The 18,442-nt window shown below is 65.8% G+C and carries 16 protein-coding genes; 12 read left to right on the top strand and 4 right to left on the bottom strand.

Going from position 1 to position 18,442, the window contains the following annotated elements; translation table 11 throughout:
• Nucleotides 1–72 precede the first annotated feature (72 nt).
• The gene (locus QW845_RS00080; RefSeq protein WP_315799657.1) at nucleotides 73–1,602 is read left to right on the top strand and encodes an undecaprenyl-phosphate glucose phosphotransferase; all 1,530 of its coding nucleotides are present in this window, start codon (nucleotides 73–75) and stop codon (nucleotides 1,600–1,602) included.
• Between the two features lie 87 nt (nucleotides 1,603–1,689).
• The gene (locus QW845_RS00075; protein WP_315799656.1) at nucleotides 1,690–2,928 is read left to right on the top strand and encodes an O-antigen ligase family protein; all 1,239 of its coding nucleotides are present in this window, start codon (nucleotides 1,690–1,692) and stop codon (nucleotides 2,926–2,928) included.
• A gap of 32 nt (nucleotides 2,929–2,960) precedes the next feature.
• On the opposite strand, the gene QW845_RS00070 is transcribed toward QW845_RS00075, so the two are convergent.
• Nucleotides 2,961–4,139: a saccharopine dehydrogenase family protein gene (locus tag QW845_RS00070; protein ID WP_315799655.1), complete on the bottom strand. Its 1,179-nt coding sequence runs from the start codon at nucleotides 4,137–4,139 to the stop codon at nucleotides 2,961–2,963.
• A gap of 125 nt (nucleotides 4,140–4,264) precedes the next feature.
• Nucleotides 4,265–5,050 carry a DUF169 domain-containing protein gene (locus QW845_RS00065; protein ID WP_315799654.1) on the bottom strand — a complete coding sequence of 262 codons (786 nt, stop codon included), beginning with the start codon at nucleotides 5,048–5,050 and terminating at the stop codon, nucleotides 4,265–4,267.
• A gap of 186 nt (nucleotides 5,051–5,236) precedes the next feature.
• Here QW845_RS00065 and QW845_RS00060 point away from each other — a divergent pair, with 186 nt between their 5' ends.
• On the top strand, nucleotides 5,237–7,084 hold the full coding sequence (locus tag QW845_RS00060; protein ID WP_315800412.1) for a tetratricopeptide repeat protein: 1,848 nt from the start codon (nucleotides 5,237–5,239) through the stop codon (nucleotides 7,082–7,084).
• On the opposite strand, the gene QW845_RS00055 is transcribed toward QW845_RS00060, so the two are convergent.
• Entirely contained in the window at nucleotides 7,081–7,869 is a 789-nt protein-coding gene (locus tag QW845_RS00055; RefSeq protein ID WP_315800411.1) for a YdcF family protein, read from the bottom strand. The two genes, QW845_RS00060 and QW845_RS00055, sit on opposite strands and share 4 nt — an antisense overlap.
• A 130-nt stretch (nucleotides 7,870–7,999) precedes the next feature.
• On the opposite strand from QW845_RS00055, the gene QW845_RS00050 reads away from it, so the two are divergent.
• The 3 genes from QW845_RS00050 to QW845_RS00040 all read left to right on the top strand — a co-directional run bounded on the left by QW845_RS00050 (nucleotide 8,000) and on the right by QW845_RS00040 (nucleotide 10,749).
• A complete protein-coding gene (locus QW845_RS00050; protein WP_315799653.1) occupies nucleotides 8,000–8,941 on the top strand; it encodes an acetamidase/formamidase family protein in 942 nt (313 codons plus the stop codon).
• A gap of 1,047 nt (nucleotides 8,942–9,988) precedes the next feature.
• The gene (locus tag QW845_RS00045; RefSeq protein ID WP_006614936.1) at nucleotides 9,989–10,186 is read left to right on the top strand and encodes a hypothetical protein; all 198 of its coding nucleotides are present in this window, start codon (nucleotides 9,989–9,991) and stop codon (nucleotides 10,184–10,186) included.
• A gap of 86 nt (nucleotides 10,187–10,272) precedes the next feature.
• Nucleotides 10,273–10,749, top strand: a complete 477-nt coding sequence (locus tag QW845_RS00040) for a GcrA family cell cycle regulator (protein ID WP_315799652.1) — start codon at nucleotides 10,273–10,275, stop codon at nucleotides 10,747–10,749.
• Between the two features lie 251 nt (nucleotides 10,750–11,000).
• Here QW845_RS00040 and QW845_RS00035 read toward each other — a convergent pair whose 3' ends face one another.
• Entirely contained in the window at nucleotides 11,001–11,969 is a 969-nt protein-coding gene (locus QW845_RS00035; RefSeq protein ID WP_315799651.1) for an SDR family NAD(P)-dependent oxidoreductase, read from the bottom strand.
• Between the two features lie 225 nt (nucleotides 11,970–12,194).
• Between QW845_RS00035 and QW845_RS00030 the strand changes: the two genes are divergently transcribed.
• From QW845_RS00030 to QW845_RS00005, 6 genes are all read left to right on the top strand, one after another.
• Nucleotides 12,195–12,350, top strand: a complete 156-nt coding sequence (locus QW845_RS00030) for a hypothetical protein (protein ID WP_315711478.1) — start codon at nucleotides 12,195–12,197, stop codon at nucleotides 12,348–12,350.
• A gap of 526 nt (nucleotides 12,351–12,876) precedes the next feature.
• Nucleotides 12,877–13,986 carry a BMP family ABC transporter substrate-binding protein gene (locus tag QW845_RS00025; RefSeq protein ID WP_315799650.1) on the top strand — a complete coding sequence of 370 codons (1,110 nt, stop codon included), beginning with the start codon at nucleotides 12,877–12,879 and terminating at the stop codon, nucleotides 13,984–13,986.
• On the top strand, nucleotides 13,983–15,092 hold the full coding sequence (locus tag QW845_RS00020) for an ABC transporter permease (RefSeq protein WP_315799649.1): 1,110 nt from the start codon (nucleotides 13,983–13,985) through the stop codon (nucleotides 15,090–15,092). The genes QW845_RS00025 and QW845_RS00020 overlap by 4 nt, the downstream gene beginning before the upstream one ends.
• Before the next feature lie 3 nt (nucleotides 15,093–15,095).
• Nucleotides 15,096–16,022, top strand: a complete 927-nt coding sequence (locus QW845_RS00015; protein WP_315775139.1) for an ABC transporter permease — start codon at nucleotides 15,096–15,098, stop codon at nucleotides 16,020–16,022.
• Nucleotides 16,023–16,036: 14 nt separating this feature from the next.
• Nucleotides 16,037–16,720 (top strand): isochorismatase family cysteine hydrolase, encoded by a 684-nt coding sequence (locus tag QW845_RS00010; RefSeq protein WP_315799648.1) that lies wholly within the window; start codon nucleotides 16,037–16,039, stop codon nucleotides 16,718–16,720.
• A 50-nt stretch (nucleotides 16,721–16,770) separates the two neighbouring features.
• Nucleotides 16,771–18,246 carry an ABC transporter ATP-binding protein gene (locus QW845_RS00005; RefSeq protein WP_315800410.1) on the top strand — a complete coding sequence of 492 codons (1,476 nt, stop codon included), beginning with the start codon at nucleotides 16,771–16,773 and terminating at the stop codon, nucleotides 18,244–18,246.
• Nucleotides 18,247–18,442: the final 196 nt, after the last annotated feature.

Raw genomic sequence — 18,442 nt, 5'->3', positions numbered from 1 at the left:
CTTACATGACCACAAATACTAACAAACATAATCCGGGCTTGTACGACTGTGGAACCGATCAACGCTCGCTCGATGTTGGATGCCGCTGCGGCCGCGGCCGCATCCACGGCCGCGGCAGGCAAGCCGGCCGTTGAACGCCGTCGCCGCCTGTCGCCGGCGGCCCTGGCGGTCGCCAATCAGAAGGTTCACCGCGCCTATTCTCCGATCGTCCTCGCCGGCATCGTCCGCATCACCGATTTCGTGCTGTTGAGTGTCGTCGGTAGCGCCGTCTATTTCGGCTACGTGGTTCCGCTCAGCGGCTTCCATTGGGAGTATCTCGTTGCCATCGTCGGCCTCGCCGTGAGCGCGGTGGTGTGCTTCCAGGCCGCCGACATCTACCAGATCCAGGTCTTCCGCGCCCAGGTGAGGCAGATGACTCGGATGATCTCGTCCTACTGCTTCGTGTTCCTGCTGTTCATCGGACTGTCCTTCTTCGCCAAGATCGGCAGCGAAGTTTCCCGTCTCTGGCTCGCCGCGTTCTTCTTCGTGGGACTCGGCGCGTTGATCGCGAGCCGCGTCGTGCTGCGCAACCTGATCCGCAGCTGGGCCCGACAAGGGCGCCTCGATCGACGGACCATCATCGTCGGCTCCGACCAGAGCGGCGAAGATCTGGTACGTGCGCTGAAGGCGCAGGACGACTCCGAGATCGAGATCCTCGGCGTGTTCGACGACCGCAACGACTCCCGTTCGCTCGAGACCTGTGCCGGCGCGCCGAAGCTCGGCAAGGTCGATGATATCGTGGAGTTCGCGCGCCGAACCCGCGTCGACTTGGTGCTGTTCGCGCTGCCGATCTCGGCGGAGACCCGAATCCTCGACATGCTGAAGAAGCTGTGGGTGCTGCCGGTCGACATCCGCCTCTCGGCCCATACCAACAAATTGCGTTTTCGCCCGCGCTCCTATTCCTATCTCGGTGCGGTCCCGACGCTCGACGTGTTCGAGGCGCCGATCACCGACTGGGATCTGGTGATGAAGATGCTGTTTGACCGATTGGTCGGCGGCCTCATCCTGCTGCTCGCACTGCCGGTGATGGCGCTGGTCGCGCTCGCGATCAAGCTCGACAGCCCGGGACCGGTGCTGTTCCGGCAGAAGCGGTTCGGCTTCAACAACGAGCGCATCGACGTGTTCAAGTTCCGGTCGCTCTATCACCACCAGGCTGATCCCACGGCGTCCAAGGTCGTCACCAAGAACGATCCGCGCGTGACCCGCGTCGGCCGCTTCATCCGCAAGACCAGCCTCGATGAGCTGCCGCAGCTGTTCAACGTGGTGTTCAAGGGCAACCTGTCGCTGGTCGGCCCGCGGCCCCACGCGGTTCAGGGCAAGCTGCAGAACCGGATGTTCGACGAGGCCGTCGACGGCTATTTCGCGCGCCACCGCGTGAAGCCCGGCATCACCGGATGGGCGCAGATCAACGGCTGGCGCGGCGAGATCGACAACCAGGAGAAGATCCAGAAGCGAGTCGAGTTCGACCTCTACTACATCGAGAACTGGTCCGTGCTGTTCGACGTCTACATCCTGCTCAAGACGCCGCTGGCGTTGATGACCAAGAGCGAGAACGCCTATTGATTGCGGGGATCCGGAGCGGACCCACGTCCGCTTCGCGCGTGTGTCCGGCCGATCCCGCCCTGCGTTGCGTATGAGTGTGAGTTCGCGATGGCCATGACGGCGGCAGCCGGAGAGTTCGCGTCCAGACCGATGGCCCCGCCCGGCGTCGTCGCCCTGCAGCGTGCGCTGGTCTGGTTGGTCGGCGCCTCCGGCGCCATCGTGTTCATCGAACCGAGCCCCTACGAGCTCGTGACGCTCGCGTCCGCCGCGGTGTTCATTGCGACCGGCATGAGGCTGCGCCTCGTCTTCGTCCCGCTCCTGCTGCTGCTGGTCCTGGTCAATCTCGGCTACACGATCAGCGCCATACCGCTGCTCGACGATTCCAAGATCTCGACCTGGATCGCCACCTCCTGGTACATGGCGTTCACGGCCATCTTCATCGCCATGCTCATTTCGGACGACACCGAAGCGCGGCTCGACATGCTCCGGCGCGGCCTCGTCATGGGCGGCGCGATCGCAGCCCTTGCAGGTGTCGCCGGCTACTTCCATCTGGTGCCCGGCGGATACGATCTCCTCACCTTGTATGGCCGCGCGCGTGGTACGTTCAAGGACCCGAACGTTCTCGGCGCATTCCTGATCCTGCCGGCGCTGCTGGCGCTGCAGAATGTCGTCACCGCCCGCTTCGCAGCGACGCTGCGCGCCAGCTTCGCCCTCGGCGTGATGGCGCTCGCCATCCTGCTCGCCTTCTCGCGCGCGGCCTGGGGCGGCCTCGTTCTCACGGCGGCCTTCATGCTGGCGCTGATGGTACTGACCAGCACCTCGCCCCGCGAGCGCTCCCGCATCATCGTCATGACGCTCGCGGCTGCCGTGGCCGGCCTCGTCCTGATCGGCGTACTGCTCTCGATCGATTCCATCGCCGACATGTTCAAGCAGCGGGCGAGCTTCGACCAGAGCTACGACGAAGGCCGGTTCGGCCGGTTCGGCCGCCACATCCTCGGCGCCGACATGGCGCTCGACCTGCCGTTCGGGATCGGGCCGCTGCAATTCCACAACTACTTCCCCGAGGACACCCACAACTCCTATCTGAACGCCTTCATGTCGGGCGGCTGGCTGTCCGGCATCTGCTATCCCGCTCTGGTCTTCACCACCGTCGTCCTCGGCTTCCGCTATCTGCTCGTGCGCGTGCCCTGGCAGCGCACCTACATCGCAATCTTCGCAGCCTTCCTCGGCACCGTCGGCGAAAGCTTCATCATCGATACCGATCACTGGCGGCACTTCTTCCTGATGCTCGGCACGATGTGGGGCATGATCGCCGCCACCCGCGCCCACCAGGTCGACGCGGGCTGATCCGCAGGGATCGGTCCGCACATCGCAGCCTCCTAGTCCTCCACCGCGAACGTCAGGCCGGCATGGTCGACCAGCCGCTTGATCAGGCTGTCCTGGAGCGCCGCGCCCGGAGTCCAGAAACCGCCCTTCACGCCAGCTCCGTCGCGCAGCAGGCCGACGGCACATTCGCTGATCATCTTCGAGGTCGAGCCGTAGCCGGGGTCGCGGTTGCCCTTCACGGACGCGCGGACCTGGCGGCCATCGGGGGCGATCGCGACAAAAAGAAGATTGTAGTAGCCGTTCTCACGCTCCTCCTTGGAAGGCCCCTCGCCCGGCTTCGGCGCGTTCGGGCCGGTCTTCTCGGCATTGGCGGCCATCACCTTCTTGGCGTTGGCCTCGCCCTTCTCGCCCGGACCGGTCAGCACCATCTCGTCATAGACGAAGTCCTGGCCGTACGGGAAACCCATCAGCATGTTGGAGCGGTGGACGTTGCGGGTGTTGATCAGCGCCATCATGAACGGCGCCGTCCAGGACTGCAGATCCTCCTCATAGACGGGCTTGTTGCCTGACGGCTGCTTCGGCCCCTTGAAGCCGGGCGTCAGGGCGAACGCGTCCTTGAGGATCGCTACCAGGCTCAGATCCTTGGCGACCGCATCGAATGTCGCCTTGGCGCTCGCCGAAGTGCCGCCCGACAAGGTCCCGCTCATGCCACGGACGCGGCCCTTCACGCGGGCGGCCGGCGCGCCGAGCACGCGTCTCGCCTGCTGCTGCACGAAGTAGACTCCGAGCTCGAACGGTACGGAATCGAAGCCGCAGGAGAACACGATGCGCGCGCCGCTCTTCTCGGCGGTCGCCTGATGCTTGTCGATCATCTGCCGCATCCACACCGGCTCGCCACAGAGATCGACGTAGTCGGTGCCGGTTTCGGCGCAGGCGGCGACGAGCTCGTTGCCGTAGAGCTGATACGGACCGACGGTGGTCAGCACGAGCTTCGTCTGCGCCACCATCGCCTGCAGCGACGCCGGATCGGAGGCGTCGGCGGCAATGAGAGGCGTGTCGGTGGGCGCGCCGATCTCGTCCCGCACGGAAGCGAGCTTGTCCAGGCTCCGGCCGGCCATCGCCCAGTGCAGCGAGGCGTCGCCGCGATATTGCGTGGCGAGATATTCAGCCACGAGCTTGCCCGTGAAGCCGGTGGCGCCGTAGACGACGAGATCGAATTTCGGTGAGGTCATTGGTGTTCCCTGGAGATCAGCTGCAAATCAGTTGCTCCGTCATTGCGAGCGAAGCGAAGCAATCCAGGGCTGCGGACAGGACTCTGGATTGCTTCGCTTCGCTCGCAATGACGGCGGATGTGGTTCTATTTCTTTCCATAAGACACGCTCATGCCGGCGCGGACGTCGTTCTGAATGCCGTAAGGGGCGATCGGGTAGCGCAAGCCATTCCTGGCGAGCTGCTTCATGCCGGCGATCGCCTTGGCGAGATCGGACGGCTTCAACGCCATCAGCATCTCCTCGTCCGGCACGCCGCCATAACGGCGCTCGGCGAAGCAGGGCAGCGACAGGCTCGGCTCGCCGGTTTTCAGCGCGCGTCCCCAGGAATCGGCGCAGGCGGTCTCGCCGACGACGCCCCACTCGAACTTCTTGTAGCCGACATATTGCAGGCCGTTGATCAGGATGATCATCTGTCCCGGCGTCGCATAGACAAGACAGATGTCCGGCGGATCCAGCCGGCCGCTCGACAGCGGGCTCACCGCCATGGCCTGATGGCGGCCGAACGGCACGACATCCAGCGCCTCCTGCCGTTTGCGCGCGTCCTCCGCCGTGCCGTGCCAGACGCCAACATAGTTCGCGCCCTCGAGCCAGGTGTCGTCCTGCGGGCCGAGCCCGATCACCGCGCGGCACTGCGCGCCGACCAGATCATCTCCGGTGATGCCGACGGTCCAGCCGAGCCGCGACGCCATGCTGACGATCTGGTCGGTGGTGTGCACCGCGTTGGGACGGCGGATCTTCTCGATCGCTTCCATGTCCTCGACGCGGGCAAACATCTTGATGCCGATCACGGTCGTCTTCAGCCGCAGCAGGCTGTTGAGATCGGCGACCATGGCCGCCAGGTCCAGCCTGTCTGCCGCGTTCGGCTGTTGCATGTGGCATTCCCTCCCTGCCGCACCGGGCGTCCGCGCCGCGTGTGGTTCAGCTTCGGGCGGCTTGTTAGACCCTCGCACCTGATGATGCCAGTATTTCCACCTTCCGGGCTCGCCCGCCATACCATGATCCTTCTCGAAATCACGGGAATCACTTATGAATTTTCGATCCTCGGACAGGATCAGGTGATGACCCGCAGCGACCGGAAGGAAGGCGCCAAGAGCGCAACGGCCGGCCCCGGCGGAACGCCCGTGCTGTCGCCCGCCGCGCTCTACGAGGCGGGACTGCATCACCTCGGCGGAGGGCGTCTGCTCGATGCGCAGGTCTGCTGCGAGCAGGCGCTGGCGGCCGACCCGACCCACGCCGACAGCCTTGCGCTGATGGGCATCATCGCGCTGCAGACCGGCCAGCACGACCATGCCGTGGCGTGGTTCTCGCGCGCGATCCGGCAGACGCCGAAGATCGACTATCTCACCAGCCTCGGCTTCACCCTGAAGCAGATGGGCCGGCTCGACGACGCCCTCGCCGTCTTCGACAAGGCGATCCAGCTCAAGCCCGACGAGGCCGAGCTGTGGAAGCATATGGGCGGCGTCCTGCAGGCGCTCGACCGCGGCGCCGAGGCGCTGCTGAGCTATCAGCACGCGCTGACGATCGATCCCGTGCACCGTGAGGCCGCGTTCCAGAGCGGCCTGCTGCTGCATCAGCAGCAGCGCTACGAGGAAGCCGCCCAGGCCTTCACGATCTGCCTGACGCTGCAGCCGGGCGACCTGCAGTCGCTGCAGATGCGCGCCCGCTGCCTGCGCGGGTTGAAGCGCTACGACGACTACCTGGCGGATTGCGAGCGCGCGCAGGCGCTGGCGCCGACCGATGTGCTGACCTGCAACAATCTCGGTGACGCCCTCGTCTGCCTGCGCCGGATCGACGAGGCGCTGGTCTGGTTCGACAAGGCATTGGCGCTGCGGCCGGGCTTTGTCGACGTGCTGCACAACAAGGGCTTCGCGCTGCTGCAAGCGCTGCGTTTCGAGGAGGCGGCCGCGGTCTACCGCGAGATCCTCGCGATCGAGCCCAGCAACGCCAAGGCGGCGTGGCAGCTTGCCCATGTCGAGCTGCAATGCGGCGACTACGCCGCGGGCTGGGCGCGGCGCGAGGCGCGCTGGAACATGCCGGATTTCTCGCCCGAGTATCCGCGCTTTGCGGAGCCGAAATGGCTGGGCAAAGAGGATATCGCCGGGAAGACCGTCCTGATCGAGGAGGACGAGGGTTTCGGCGACACCATCCAGTTCGCGCGCTACCTGCCGATGCTCGCCGCGCGCGGCGCCAGGGTGATCCTGGTGGTCCGCGAGGCGCTGCGGCCGCTGATAGCCGGTGTCGAAGGCGTGTCGCAATGTCTTGCGTACGCGCCGGAGCTGCAGCGACCCGCCTTCGACATGCATTGCCCGGTGATGAGCCTGCCGCTCGCTTTCGGCACCACGCTCGCCACCATCCCGCCCGCTGGCTATCTGCCGCCGCTCCCGGCCGAGCGCATCGCGGCCTGGGAGCAGCGGCTGGGGTCGCATGACCGGCTGCGCGTCGGGCTGGTCTGGTCCGGCAACCCGCACCAGGGCAATGACCGCAACCGCTCGATGCCGCTGTCGACCTTGCTGCCGCTGCTCGATGTCGACGCGGACTTCATCAGCCTGCAAAAGGAGCTGCGGCCTGCGGACAGAGCGCTGCTGGCGCAGCAGAGCGGCATCCGCGACCTCACCGCCGAGCTGACCGACTTCGTCGAGACGGCGGCCCTGATCTCCTGCCTCGACGTCGTCGTCACCGTCTGCACCAGCGTCGCGCATCTCGCCGCGACGCTCGGACGTCCGACCTGGATCATGCTGCCCTACCTGGCCGACTGGCGCTGGCTCAGGGATCGCGACGACAGCCCGTGGTATCCGAGCGCGCGGCTGTTCCGGCAGGACTCGAGCTGCCGCTACGAGCCGGTCGTCGCGCGCGTGCGCGGCGAGCTGGCAGCGAAAGCGGCGGGCTTCAGTACAACAACCGCCTAGGCCGGCCCGGGAAACAGGTCGTCGATGCGGCCGCGCAGCCGGTAGGCCACCAGCCCGACCCATTCGCGCACGGCGATGTCGGCGCGGCGCAGGCCGAGCAGCGAGATGCCGTCGAAATCCAGCACACGGCCGACGCGCCAGTCCACCGGATAGGGCTCGACCGGAAAGCCCGCTTTTCGGAACAGCCCGACCGAGCGCGGCATGTGATACGCGGAGGTCACCAGCAGCCAGCGTTCGCCCGGCTTCGGGGAGATCATCGCCTTGGAGAAGATCGCATTCTCGTAGGTGTTGCGCGACTGCCGCTCCAGCAGCAGCCGCTCCCTGGGCACGCCGAGGCTGAGCAGGATCTCGGCGCCGACATCGGCCTCCTTGGCCTCGGTCGCGATCAGGTTGGCGCTGCCGCCGGTGAACAGGATGCGTGCGTTCGGGTAGCGCCGCGCCAGCGCTGCGGCCTGGATCACACGGTCCGCGCCCGCCACCGTCACCGGCATGCCGTACATCACCGAGAGATCGGAATCGACGGGACCGCCGAGCACGATGATGCCGTCCGGGGCGCCGTTCGCCGGGTCCCATTTCGGAAACCGGCTCTCCAGCGGATACAGCATCAGGCTGCCGAGCGGCGTCAGGCCGACGATCGCCAGCAGCAGCATCGCCGACACCACGAGCCTGCGGCCAAGCACGGCAAACCGTGTCAGCATCAGGATGGCGCCGACGAGGCCGAGCGCGATCATGAAATTGGTCGGCAGTGCCAGCAAGCCGAGCGTCTTCGACAGGACAAAGAACATTGCGAGCTCCGGCGCGGGGTGAATGGCCACGGCCGCCCTCATACACGACAGCCGCCATGCGTTGCCATCTCTCTGCGAACGGCATGGGATGCGTTATGCTCAGGCCCGAACACGGATGAATGAGAGGATCATGGCCCATCACCATCTGCACGCCAGCCCCGAGACCTGCCATTGGGGCTTCTTCGAATCCCGGCTGAAGCCGGTGCTCACGATCGACAGCGGTGACGAGGTCACGATCGATTCGATCAGCGGCGGGCCCGACGTGGTGCCCGACACCAGCAAATTCCACGTGCCGCCGGAATTGTTCGACGTCCACGCGCGCAGCGAGCGCATGGTGCCCGGCCACATCCTGACCGGCCCGATCGCGGTCCATGGCGCCGAGGTCGGCGACGTGCTCGAGGTCGACATCCTCGACGTCCAGCTGCGGCAGGACTGGGGCTACAATTTCATCCGCCCGCTGGCCGGCACCCTGCCCGACGATTTCCATGAGAGCCGGCTGATGAACATCCCGCTCGACAAGGAACGGATGGTCGGCAAGCTGCCGTGGGGGCTCGAGCTGCCGCTGGCGCCGTTCTTCGGCGTGATGGGTGTGGCGCCGCCGCCGGCCTGGGGCCGCATCACCTCGCTGATCCCGCGCGCGATGGGCGGCAATCTCGACAACAAGGAGCTCGGTGCCGGCGCCAAGCTGTATCTGCCGGTGTTCGTGCCGGGCGCGCTGTTCTCCTGCGGCGACGGCCATGGCGTGCAGGGCGACGGCGAGGTCTGCGTCACGGCGATCGAGACCGCGCTGCAGGGCCGCTTCCGCCTCACCGTGCGCAAGGATCTCAAGTTCGACTATCCACGCGCCGAGACCGCCACGCACTACATGACGATGGCGATGGACCCCGATCTCGACCAATGCGCGGTGCGGGCGCTGCGCGACATGATCGTGCTGCTCGGCGAGAAGCGCAACCTGTCGCGCGAGGACGCCTACACGCTGTGCAGCCTCGCCGCCGATCTCCGGGTGACGCAGACCGTCAACGGCTCGAAGGGCATTCATTGCATGATCGCAAAGGCGGTCGTGCACGGGTGAGTGCGTCAGGAGCGCAGGCTCGCGCCATTCACGCAGCTGTCGTCCCGGGCTTGACCCGGGACCCATAGCCACCGGCTGATGTGGTGACATGAGGTGGTTGGACCTGCGCAAGCCAACTGCTCCCTGGGGTTATGGGTCCCGGGTCGGCGCCGCGCCGCCGCTGGCGCGTCGTCGCGGCTTGCCCGGGACGACGGCGGAGAATGAGGGCACGAGCGGAGCAACTCATCGGCGTGCGCGAACACACGGCCGCGGTCTCGCGACAATCCTGCCCGAGTGATGCTGCAGCTCTCGCCCTCTCAAATCGGAGGGCGCAGGGAAGGCCAGGCGTCGGCTGACGCCTGCGAGAAAAAATGCAGGCGGCAGAACCACAGGTACAGCCGAGAACACCCGGCCCTCCCTGCGCAATGGTTTTCACGCTTATGGCGCGCTCTCCCCGGTGTCCGGCTTGATAGCCACCGTCGTCAGCGGGATCATCATCACCCGCGGACTTGGCGCCAGCTTCGGGGCGCCAGGACCACACGCTTTTGCGTCCGCAACGAGCCGTTCGTCCGCGCATCCCATAAGGACACGCTGCGGCTCCTTGCAGCCATCGCATCCCCGTCTCGCGTGTCGTGACGATCGCGCGCTACGCCCCTACCGAGTGAGACGGGATGGGTGCAATAGAGCATGATTTTCGGAAAAACGAAAGCATAATTTTCTGGATTATCGAAATAGTGATCGAGAGCGCCGCCGCCCCGCGGCCGTCATGATAGCCGACCGCATGTCCCCTTCGGCTTGAACGCCGCTGATCGGCCGGGGAACCGCCGCGGAAGGAGTCCTGCCAGTTGCGGCGCGAATCCTCTCCACCGGCTCGTGCACCGTATCAATCCGGCCCCGGACTCGCCGAGCGGGCGGAGAGTCACCGCCGCGACCAGCCCGATTCGTCATATTTCCATAAAATTCAATATCTTAACCAGTTATCCCCAAGCCGCTGTACAACCAATCCGATTCCTAATAGAGTCTAAAAAGTTACTTTTCTGTACATCGGTTACGGACTAGCTTTTAGGCATGGCGACGGAAAAAGCCGAAACTGACCGCATCCCCGTAACCCTAGCCCTGGCAACCATCGGCTATCTCGAAAAGCTCGTGAAACAGGGAACCCACGGCACCAGCGTTCCGGGTGTCTGCAGAACGTTGATTGAAGAAGGCATCCGGCTCGCCATCAAGGATGGGCTGCTGTCGATTCGCGACAACGGACGGGCGTAAGCTAGGGACACGCAGCGCGGACAACAGTTTCGGTGCAGCCGTCGGCCAGGACGATCCAGGACGGATCAAACTTGGAAGCGACAACAATGCCCGCCGAACGACAGACACTCCCCACCTGGACCGAGGAACGGCTCCAGGCCCTGAAGCAGCACTTTGAGGCCGGGCTGACCTGCCGAGAGATCGCCGCCGAGCTCGGCGTCAGCCGCAACGCCGTGATCGGCAAGATCTCCCGCCTGGCGCTGACGCGCGATAATGGCGGCGACACCAGGCGCGTGGTTCGCGCCGAGACGACACGCGATGGCGCCCGCCGTCCCGTGCCGAAGCTGCGCCGCCGCATCCTGCGCGCGGTCCAGAACGATCCGCCGCCGATCGTTGTCGAGGAGCCGGTCGGCACGGTCGAGAACGGCTGCTCGCTGTTCGAACTCTCCAAGGAGCGCTGCCGCTGGCCGATCTCCACCCCCGGCGCCGACGATTTCTGCTTCTGCGGCTCCAAGCCGATCGAGGGCCTGCCCTATTGCCCGAGCCACACGCGGATGGCGTACCGGGTGGCGTCGTCGAGGTAAAACTCAGCGGCCGACTAATTAGTTGAAAGTCGTGTCTCGCCGCACGGACGGTGCACCCTCTCCCCTTGTGGGAGAGGGTGGATTCGATGCGTAGCATCGAATCCGGGTGAGGGGTCTCTCTCCATACGGGCGGCGATTCTGTGGATACAACCCCTCACCCAAGTGAGCACGACGCTGATATCAGCGGAGCCCTCTCCCACAAGGGGAGAGGGCGCAATCACTGGCACCGTCGAGGCGTGCGTACGCCAACCCTACCCCAGCTTCCAGCCCGCCTCCTGCGCAAAGCGCTGGAAGAACTCCGGCTCGTAGGCCTGCTCTGGTGACTGCCGGACGCGCATGTCGAGCAGCTTGGCGTCCTCGCCGACGAGGATGCGCCACTGCTCGGCCTTGACGCCGTCGAGGATGATCTTCGCGGCCTGCGCCGCCGTCGTCGGCGCGTCTTCGAGGAAGCTGCGGGCGCGCTCGCGGGCGGCGGCCTGGATGTCCTGGTCACTCATGGCGGAGACGTCGATGCCCATGCCCTTCATGCGCTGGCGCGCTAGCCCGATCTCGGTCTCGCTGAGCTCGTCGGACTCGGTGCCGCTCTGCACCTTGCGCGAGTTCGACACGATCGAGGTGCCGATATGGCCGGGCATCACGACCGAGCATTTGATGTGCGGCGCGTTGAGGCGGAGGTCGTTGATCAGCGCTTCGGTAAATCCCTTCACCGCGAACTTTGCGGCGCTGTAGGCGGTGTGCGAAACACCCATGCCGACCGAGGCCCAGAAGCCGTTGACGCTCGAGGTGTTGACGATATGAGCCTCGTCCGCCTTCAGCAGCATCGGCAGGAAGGTGCGGACGCCGAGATAGACGCCGCCCCAGCAGATGTTGAAGGTGCGCTCCCATTGCTCTCTTGAATTGGTGAACAGGCTGCCGCCGCCGCCGATGCCGGCATTGTTGAACAGCAGATGGATCTTGTCGGTGGCCTGCTGCTCGGCGAGCTCATCGCGAAAACGCTGGAGCTGCGCCTCGATCGAGACGTCGGCGACATGGGTGGTGACGCGCAGGCCCTGCGGCAGCTTCTCGGCCTCGCACAGCCGCTTGGTTTCGGCCATCGCCTCGGTCGAGACGTCGCACATGGCGACGTTGCAGCCTTCGGCGACGAGCTGGCGCGCGAGCTCGCGGCCCATGCCCGTGCCACCCCCGGTGATCACGGCGATCCTGCCGGCGAAATCCTTCATCGGATGGTCTTCCTTCCCTGCTGCGGGACGGCCATGCCGCCCCGGCGACTTGCTCGTTCTCTTCGTGGAACGCGTTTGCGAGCTTAGGACGTTTCGCCGGCCTGACCAGAGGGGATGTCGGAGATTTGCGTTGCAGCGCATGCAACGAAGATTTCAGCTTGGGGTTGAACCTTCTCGACAGGCGTCCGACTTATTCCACGGGGAGGCAGGCTCGAGGAGGTTCGCATGGCGTACCAACAGGGGCACTGGCAGGACGAAGGCTGGCGCGACACGATGGTCGATCCCGCGGGATCGGACGACGGCGCCTATGTGACGGGGTGGACGATCAGCGGGCTCGCCGTGATCGGCACCATCGTCGCGGTCTGGCTGCTCGGGATCTGAGAGCAGCGCGACGAATTCTCATGCAATAGGACGCCATGCAAAGCGTGGCCTCTGAGCCCTGCTGCGTTCTGCGCTCTCATCCGTCATTGCGAGCGCAGCGCAGCAATCCAGCGCTGTGGACGGGACACTGGATTGCGTCGTCGCTGCGCTCCTTGCAATGACGTTGAGAGAGCCGACTGTTTCCCAGAGAGCCTGGCGCCCCCCAAGACGTCCGCATTCACGCCCGGGATCTGGCAGCCGCGTTTCGCGAAGGCGCGCGGCTGACCGTCTGAGGGTCCCGCCCGGCCGAACTCATTGCATACAATTGCAGTCGATTGATCAATTAATAGGCTAATGATTGCCGTGTCACGCTACTGCCCAGTTTGCAGTCAGCCACAAAACACCAACACTTCAGTGACTTAGCTCCTCGGCCGCGCTGAAAGCCGCTGGCACAAAGCTTGCGATCACTCCCTTTCGAGGCTCCGCCGTGTGGCGGTGAAGCCGAGATGACAGCGCGGGCGGATCGACCCGCCGAGGGAGCTCACCAATGGACTTTGGCAGGATTTCACGACGGCATCTGTTGCAGGGTGGCGCGGCGCTGACGCTCGGCGCGGCCGCGGGCCTGCGGCCGGCCTTCGCCGCGGAGACAACGATCGGCTTCATCTATGTCGGCTCGCGCGACGACTACGGCTACAACCAGGCGCATGCGCAGGGTGCGGCGGCGCTGAAGAAGCTGCCCGGGCTGAAGGTCATCGAAGAGGAGAAGGTGCCGGAGACCGACGCGGTCGAGAAGACGATCGAGTCCATGATCAATCTCGACGGCGCCACGCTGCTGTTTCCGACCTCGTTCGGCTACTACAATCCGCACATGATCAAGATGGCGGCGAAGTACCCGAAGCTGCGCTTCGAGCACTGCGGCGGATTGTGGAGTGAGAAGGACCCGAAGAACGCCGGCTCGTATTTCGGCTATATCGACGAGGCGCAATACATTGCCGGCATCGTCGCCGGCTATACCTCGAAAAGCGGCAAGCTCGGCTTCGTTGCCGCCAAGCCGATCCCGCAGGTCCTGCGCAACATCAACGCCTTCACCCTCGGCGCGCAGCTTGCCAATCCCAAGGCCACCACGCAGGTGATCTTCACCGGCGACTGGTCGATGCCGGTCAAGGAGGCCGAGGCGACCAACAGCCTGATCGACCAGGGCGTCGACGTCCTGACCTGCCATGTCGACGGTCCGAAGACGATGGTCGAGAACGCCGCGCGCCGCGGCGCGTTCGTCACCGGCTATCACGTCAACCAGTCGCCGCTGGCGCCGAAGGCCTATCTGACGGGCGCCGAGTGGAATTGGGAAGCGCTGTATCCGAAGTTCGTCAAGATGCTCCAGGCCGGCGAGAGCATTCCGAACTTCTATCGCGGCGGCCTCAAGGAAGAGGTGGTCAAGATCTCGCCCTATGGCGAGGCGGTGTCCGAGCAGGCGCGCAAGCACGCCGACGAGATCAAGAGCAAGTTCCTCGGCGAGGGCTATACGATCTTCAAGGGCCCGATCAAGGACAACAAGGGCAACACCGTGATCACCGCCGGCACCGAGCGCGGCCAGAAGGATCCGGAGCTCGAGAAGATGGACTATCTGGTCGAGGGCGTGATCGGAGCGACGTCGTGACCACGGAGGCGGCCGATCCGGTTGATGCGGCCGCCATCGCGCCGGCCGCCGACGCAGGCTTCCTGCAACGCCATGGCGCGAGCATCGAATACATCCTCATTCCGGGCGCGGCGCTGGTCGCCGCGCTCCTGGTGTTCGGCATCTTCGTCGCGCTGTTCGGCAAGAACCCGCTCGACCTCTACTGGTACATGTATTACGGCGCCTTCGGCACCTGGTTTTCCTGGCAGAACACGCTGACGCGCGCGGCTCCCTTGATCCTCACCGCGCTGTGCACCGCCCTGCCCGCTCAGCTTGGCATGGTGATCATCGGCGGCGAGGGCGCGCTGCTGATCGGCGCGCTGTCGGCAACCTCGGCGGCGCTGGCATTGCAGGGCATGCCGCCGCTCGTCGTGCAGATCGCGATGGTAATCGCGGGCATGACCGGCGGCGGATTGTGGATCCTGCTGTCGGGCGGCTTGCGCCAGTATCGCGGCGTCAACGAGACCATCTCCAGCCTGCTGCTGGTCTACATCGCGCTCGCGATCCTCAACCATCTCGTCGAGGGCCCGATGCGTGACCCGGCGAGCCTCAACAAGCCGTCGACGCGCGAGATCGGCACCGTCAACATGATCGGCAGCATTCCCGGCACCGACGTGCATTGGGGCCTGGTGTTCGGGCTGATCGCGGCGATCGCGTCCTATGTGCTGATCTATCACACGACCTTCGGCTTCGCCGCGCGCGTCGCCGGCGGCAACATCCGGGCCGCCAAGATCGTTGGCCTCTCCGTGGGCAAATTGATCCTGACGGTCTGCTTCCTCGCCGGCGCCTGCGCTGGCCTGGCCGGCATGGTCGAGGTCGCCGCGGTCCAGGGGCGCACCAATGCCAATCTCGCCGTCGGCTACGGCTTCACAGGCATCCTCGTGGCGTTCCTGGCGCGGCAGAATCCGCTGGCGATCATTCCGGTCGCAATCCTGCTCGGCGGCATCAATGCCTCGGGCGGCCTCTTGCAGCGAAGGCTCGGCCTGCCCGACGCCTCGGTGCTGGTGCTGCAGGGCATCATCTTCATCTCGGTGCTGGCGAGCGACGCGCTCTATGGCCGCATCGGCTTCCTCAAGGGAAAGTCGTGAGACATGGCTGACGGCAACATCGGACTCTGGACCGTGCCGCTCGCGGTGCTCGGCGGCGCCATCCGCGTCTCCACGCCGTTCCTGTTCGTGAGCTTAGGGGAATGCATCACCGAGCGCTCCGGTCGCATCAATCTCGGCCTCGAGGGCACGCTGGTGATGGGCGCGATGAGCGCCTATGGCATCTCCTATCTCACGGGATCGCCATGGGCAGGCGTGCTCGCCGCCGGCCTCACCGGCGCGCTGCTCGGCGCCCTGCATGCCGGCATCTGCTCGCTGCCGCGCGTCAACGACGTCGCGGTGGGAATCTCCTTGATGCTGTTCGGCACCGGGCTCGCCTTCTTCCTCGGCAAGCCGCTGATCGAGCCGACCGCGGCGCGGCTTCCGGCGATCGATTTCGGCTGGTGGAGCGACGTGCCGCAGGTGCGCGCGGCCTTGCGCATCAACGTCCTCTTCCTGCTCGGCGTCGTGCTCGCGCCGCTGTTGCTGTGGGCATTCCGAACCACCCGCTGGGGCCTGCTGATCCGTACCGCCGGCGAGAGCGCCGACGCGGCGCGGGCGATGGGTCATTCGGTGCTGATGATCCGGCTGCGCGCCACCATGGCCGGCGGCTTCCTCGCCGGCATCGGCGGCTCGTTTTTGTCGCTGTTCTATCCCGGCAGCTGGAACGAGGGCCTCTCCTCGGGCCAAGGCATCACCGCCGTGGCGCTCGTGATTTTCGCGCGCTGGGACCCGATGCTGTGCCTGTGGGCCTCGCTCGCCTTCGGCGGTGCCGCCGCGCTCGGGCCGGCGCTGCAATCGGTCGGCGTCACCTCCGGCTATCATCTCTTCAACGCCGCGCCCTACATCCTGACGCTGCTCATCATGATCATCACCTGCTCGCCGAAGCGCACCTTGAGCGGCGCGCCGGCCGAGCTGTCCATCACCCGCTGATTTCGGAGTCCACCATGACCGCGCGCACCATCCGCTCCGAGCCCTATGCCTGGCCGTACAACGGCGATCTTCGCCCTGAGAACACCGCGCTGATCGTGATCGACATGCAGACCGATTTCTGCGGCGTCGGCGGCTATGTCGACAAGATGGGCTACGATCTCTCGCTGACGCGGGCGCCGATCGAGCCGATCAAGACCCTGCTCGGCGTCATGCGCGCGCAGGGCTTCTGCATCATCCACACCCGCGAGGGCCACCGCACCGACCTGTCCGACCTGCCCGCCAACAAGCGCTGGCGCTCGCAGCAGATCGGCGCCGGCATCGGTGACCCCGGCCCGTGCGGCCGCATCCTGGTGCGCGGCGAGCCAGGCTGGGAGATCATCCCCGAGCTGGCGCCGCTAGCTGGCGAGATCGTCATCGACAAGCCCGGCAAGGGCTCGTTCTGCGCCACCGACCTCGAGCTGATCCTGCGCCTGAAGGGCATCCAGAACATCGTGCTGACCGGCATCACCACCGACGTCTGCGTCCACACCACGATGCGCGAGGCCAACGACCGCGGCTTCGAATGCGTGCTGCTGTCGGACTGCTGCGGTGCCACCGACAAGGGCAACCACGATCACGCGCTGAAGATGATCAAGATGCAGGGCGGCGTGTTCGGCGCGGTCGCGACCTCCGCGGCGCTGATCGAGGCGCTGTCGTGATCGGCGACGATCCGACGCCATCAGGCGCGTTCGGCGTCGAGGCCATCGCGATGACGATGCGCTTCGGCGCGTTCACCGCGCTCGACAATGTCGAGCTGAAGGTCAGGCCTGGCTCGTTCCACGCGCTGCTCGGCGAGAACGGCGCCGGCAAGTCGACGCTGGTCAAATGCATCATGGGCTACTACCGCCCGACCGAGGGCGACGTGCTGATCGCCGAGCGCGAGCGCGCCATCAACAATCCCAGGGACGCGCACGCGCTCGGCCTCGGGATGGTCTATCAGCACTTCACCCTGGTGCCGGCGATGACGGTCGCGGAAAACCTGGTGCTGGCGCGCGACGACGTGCCGGCGGTGGTCAACTGGGCGAAGGAGAAGAAGGAGCTGGAGGCCTTCCTGGCGCGGATGCCGTTCCGCGTGCCGCTCGACGCCAAGGTCTCCGACATCTCCGCGGGCGAACGGCAGAAATGCGAGATCCTCAAGCAGCTCTATCTCAAGCGCCGCTTCCTGATCCTGGACGAGCCGACCTCGGTGCTGACGCCGGGCGAGGCCGACGAGGTCCTGGGCATGCTGCGCAAGATGGTCGAGGCCGGCGAGCTGACCATCCTGATGATCACGCATAAATTCCGCGAGGTGATGGCGTTCGCAGACGACGTCACCATCCTCCGGCGCGGCAAGCTCGCCGGCCGCGGCAAGGTCACCGAACTGACGCCCGACGACATGGCACGGATGATGATCGGCGCCGAGCAGCTCACGGTGCAGCCGTCGCGCACCGGCGAGGCCGGCAACGTCAGGCTCGAGGTCGAGAAGCTGGTGGCGCGCGACGATTCCGGCGGCCTCGCTGTGCACAACCTGTCGCTCACCGTGCGCGCCGGCGAGATCGTCGGCATTGCCGGGGTCTCCGGCAACGGCCAGCGCCAATTGGTCGAGGTGCTCGCCGGCCAGCGCGAGGCCGAGAGCGGCGCAATCCGGGTCTCCGGCGAGGCCTATGTGGCGAGCCGCGAGGAGATGCGCCGGCACAAGATGTCGCTGCTGCCGGAGGAGCCGCTGAAGAACGCCTGCGTCGGCGGCATGAGCGTCGCCGACAACATCGCGCTGCGTGAGTTCGACCGCGCGCCGTTCGCCCGCGGCGGCTGGTGGCTGAACAAGGCTGCCTTCCGCCAGGGCGCGACAACCAAGATCAACCGCTACAAGATCAAGACCCGCACGCCGGATACGCCGATCTCGGCACTGTCGGGCGGCAACGTGCAGCGCGCCGTGCTCGCGCGCGAGCTCGGTCACGACGTCGAGGTGCTGATCGCCGCCAATCCCTGCTTCGGCCTCGACTTCGCGGCGGTGGCGCAGATCCACGCCGAGATCATGGCCGCGCGCAATCGCGGCGCCGCCGTGCTATTGGTCAGCGAGGATCTCGACGAGCTGCTGGAGCTGTCGGACCGCTTGGTCGTGATGTTCCACGGCCAGCTGGTCTACGAGACCCGCGGCAGCGATGCTGATCTCACCGAAATCGGCCGCCACATGGCGGGGCATTGAGGCCGACGTCGACTGCGCCGGACAACGAAACAAGCCGGCTGCCGCGCGGTTAACGGCGAACCCGGCTCTCACCGCGTCATTGCGAGCGCAGCGAAGCAATCCAGAATCCTTGCTCGGCACTGGATTGCTTCGCTGCTGTTCAGCCCGGGGACATGGCTGACAGGTGTTCGGAGACATGGTTGACACCTCAAAATTG

Origin of the sequence: Bradyrhizobium sp. SZCCHNS3002 (assembly GCF_032377435.1) — a bacterium.
GTDB lineage: Bacteria > Pseudomonadota > Alphaproteobacteria > Rhizobiales > Xanthobacteraceae > Bradyrhizobium.
The sequence above is the reverse complement of the archived record's forward strand: the minus strand, read 5'-3'. Positions and strand labels throughout refer to the sequence as shown.

Coding starts and splice junctions, on each gene's coding strand:
- QW845_RS00045 (WP_006614936.1), top strand. CDS start 9,989: ATGGCGACGGAAAAAGCCGAAACTGACCGCATCCCCGTAACCCTAGCC.
- QW845_RS00060 (WP_315800412.1), top strand. CDS start 5,237: ATGACCCGCAGCGACCGGAAGGAAGGCGCCAAGAGCGCAACGGCCGGC.
- QW845_RS00005 (WP_315800410.1), top strand. CDS start 16,771: ATGACGATGCGCTTCGGCGCGTTCACCGCGCTCGACAATGTCGAGCTG.
- QW845_RS00055 (WP_315800411.1), bottom strand. CDS start 7,869: ATGTTCTTTGTCCTGTCGAAGACGCTCGGCTTGCTGGCACTGCCGACC.
- QW845_RS00065 (WP_315799654.1), bottom strand. CDS start 5,050: ATGCAACAGCCGAACGCGGCAGACAGGCTGGACCTGGCGGCCATGGTC.
- QW845_RS00070 (WP_315799655.1), bottom strand. CDS start 4,139: ATGACCTCACCGAAATTCGATCTCGTCGTCTACGGCGCCACCGGCTTC.
- QW845_RS00015 (WP_315775139.1), top strand. CDS start 15,096: ATGGCTGACGGCAACATCGGACTCTGGACCGTGCCGCTCGCGGTGCTC.
- QW845_RS00030 (WP_315711478.1), top strand. CDS start 12,195: ATGGCGTACCAACAGGGGCACTGGCAGGACGAAGGCTGGCGCGACACG.
- QW845_RS00025 (WP_315799650.1), top strand. CDS start 12,877: ATGGACTTTGGCAGGATTTCACGACGGCATCTGTTGCAGGGTGGCGCG.
- QW845_RS00010 (WP_315799648.1), top strand. CDS start 16,037: ATGACCGCGCGCACCATCCGCTCCGAGCCCTATGCCTGGCCGTACAAC.
- QW845_RS00075 (WP_315799656.1), top strand. CDS start 1,690: ATGGCCATGACGGCGGCAGCCGGAGAGTTCGCGTCCAGACCGATGGCC.
- QW845_RS00035 (WP_315799651.1), bottom strand. CDS start 11,969: ATGAAGGATTTCGCCGGCAGGATCGCCGTGATCACCGGGGGTGGCACG.
- QW845_RS00050 (WP_315799653.1), top strand. CDS start 8,000: ATGGCCCATCACCATCTGCACGCCAGCCCCGAGACCTGCCATTGGGGC.
- QW845_RS00080 (WP_315799657.1), top strand. CDS start 73: ATGTTGGATGCCGCTGCGGCCGCGGCCGCATCCACGGCCGCGGCAGGC.
- QW845_RS00040 (WP_315799652.1), top strand. CDS start 10,273: ATGCCCGCCGAACGACAGACACTCCCCACCTGGACCGAGGAACGGCTC.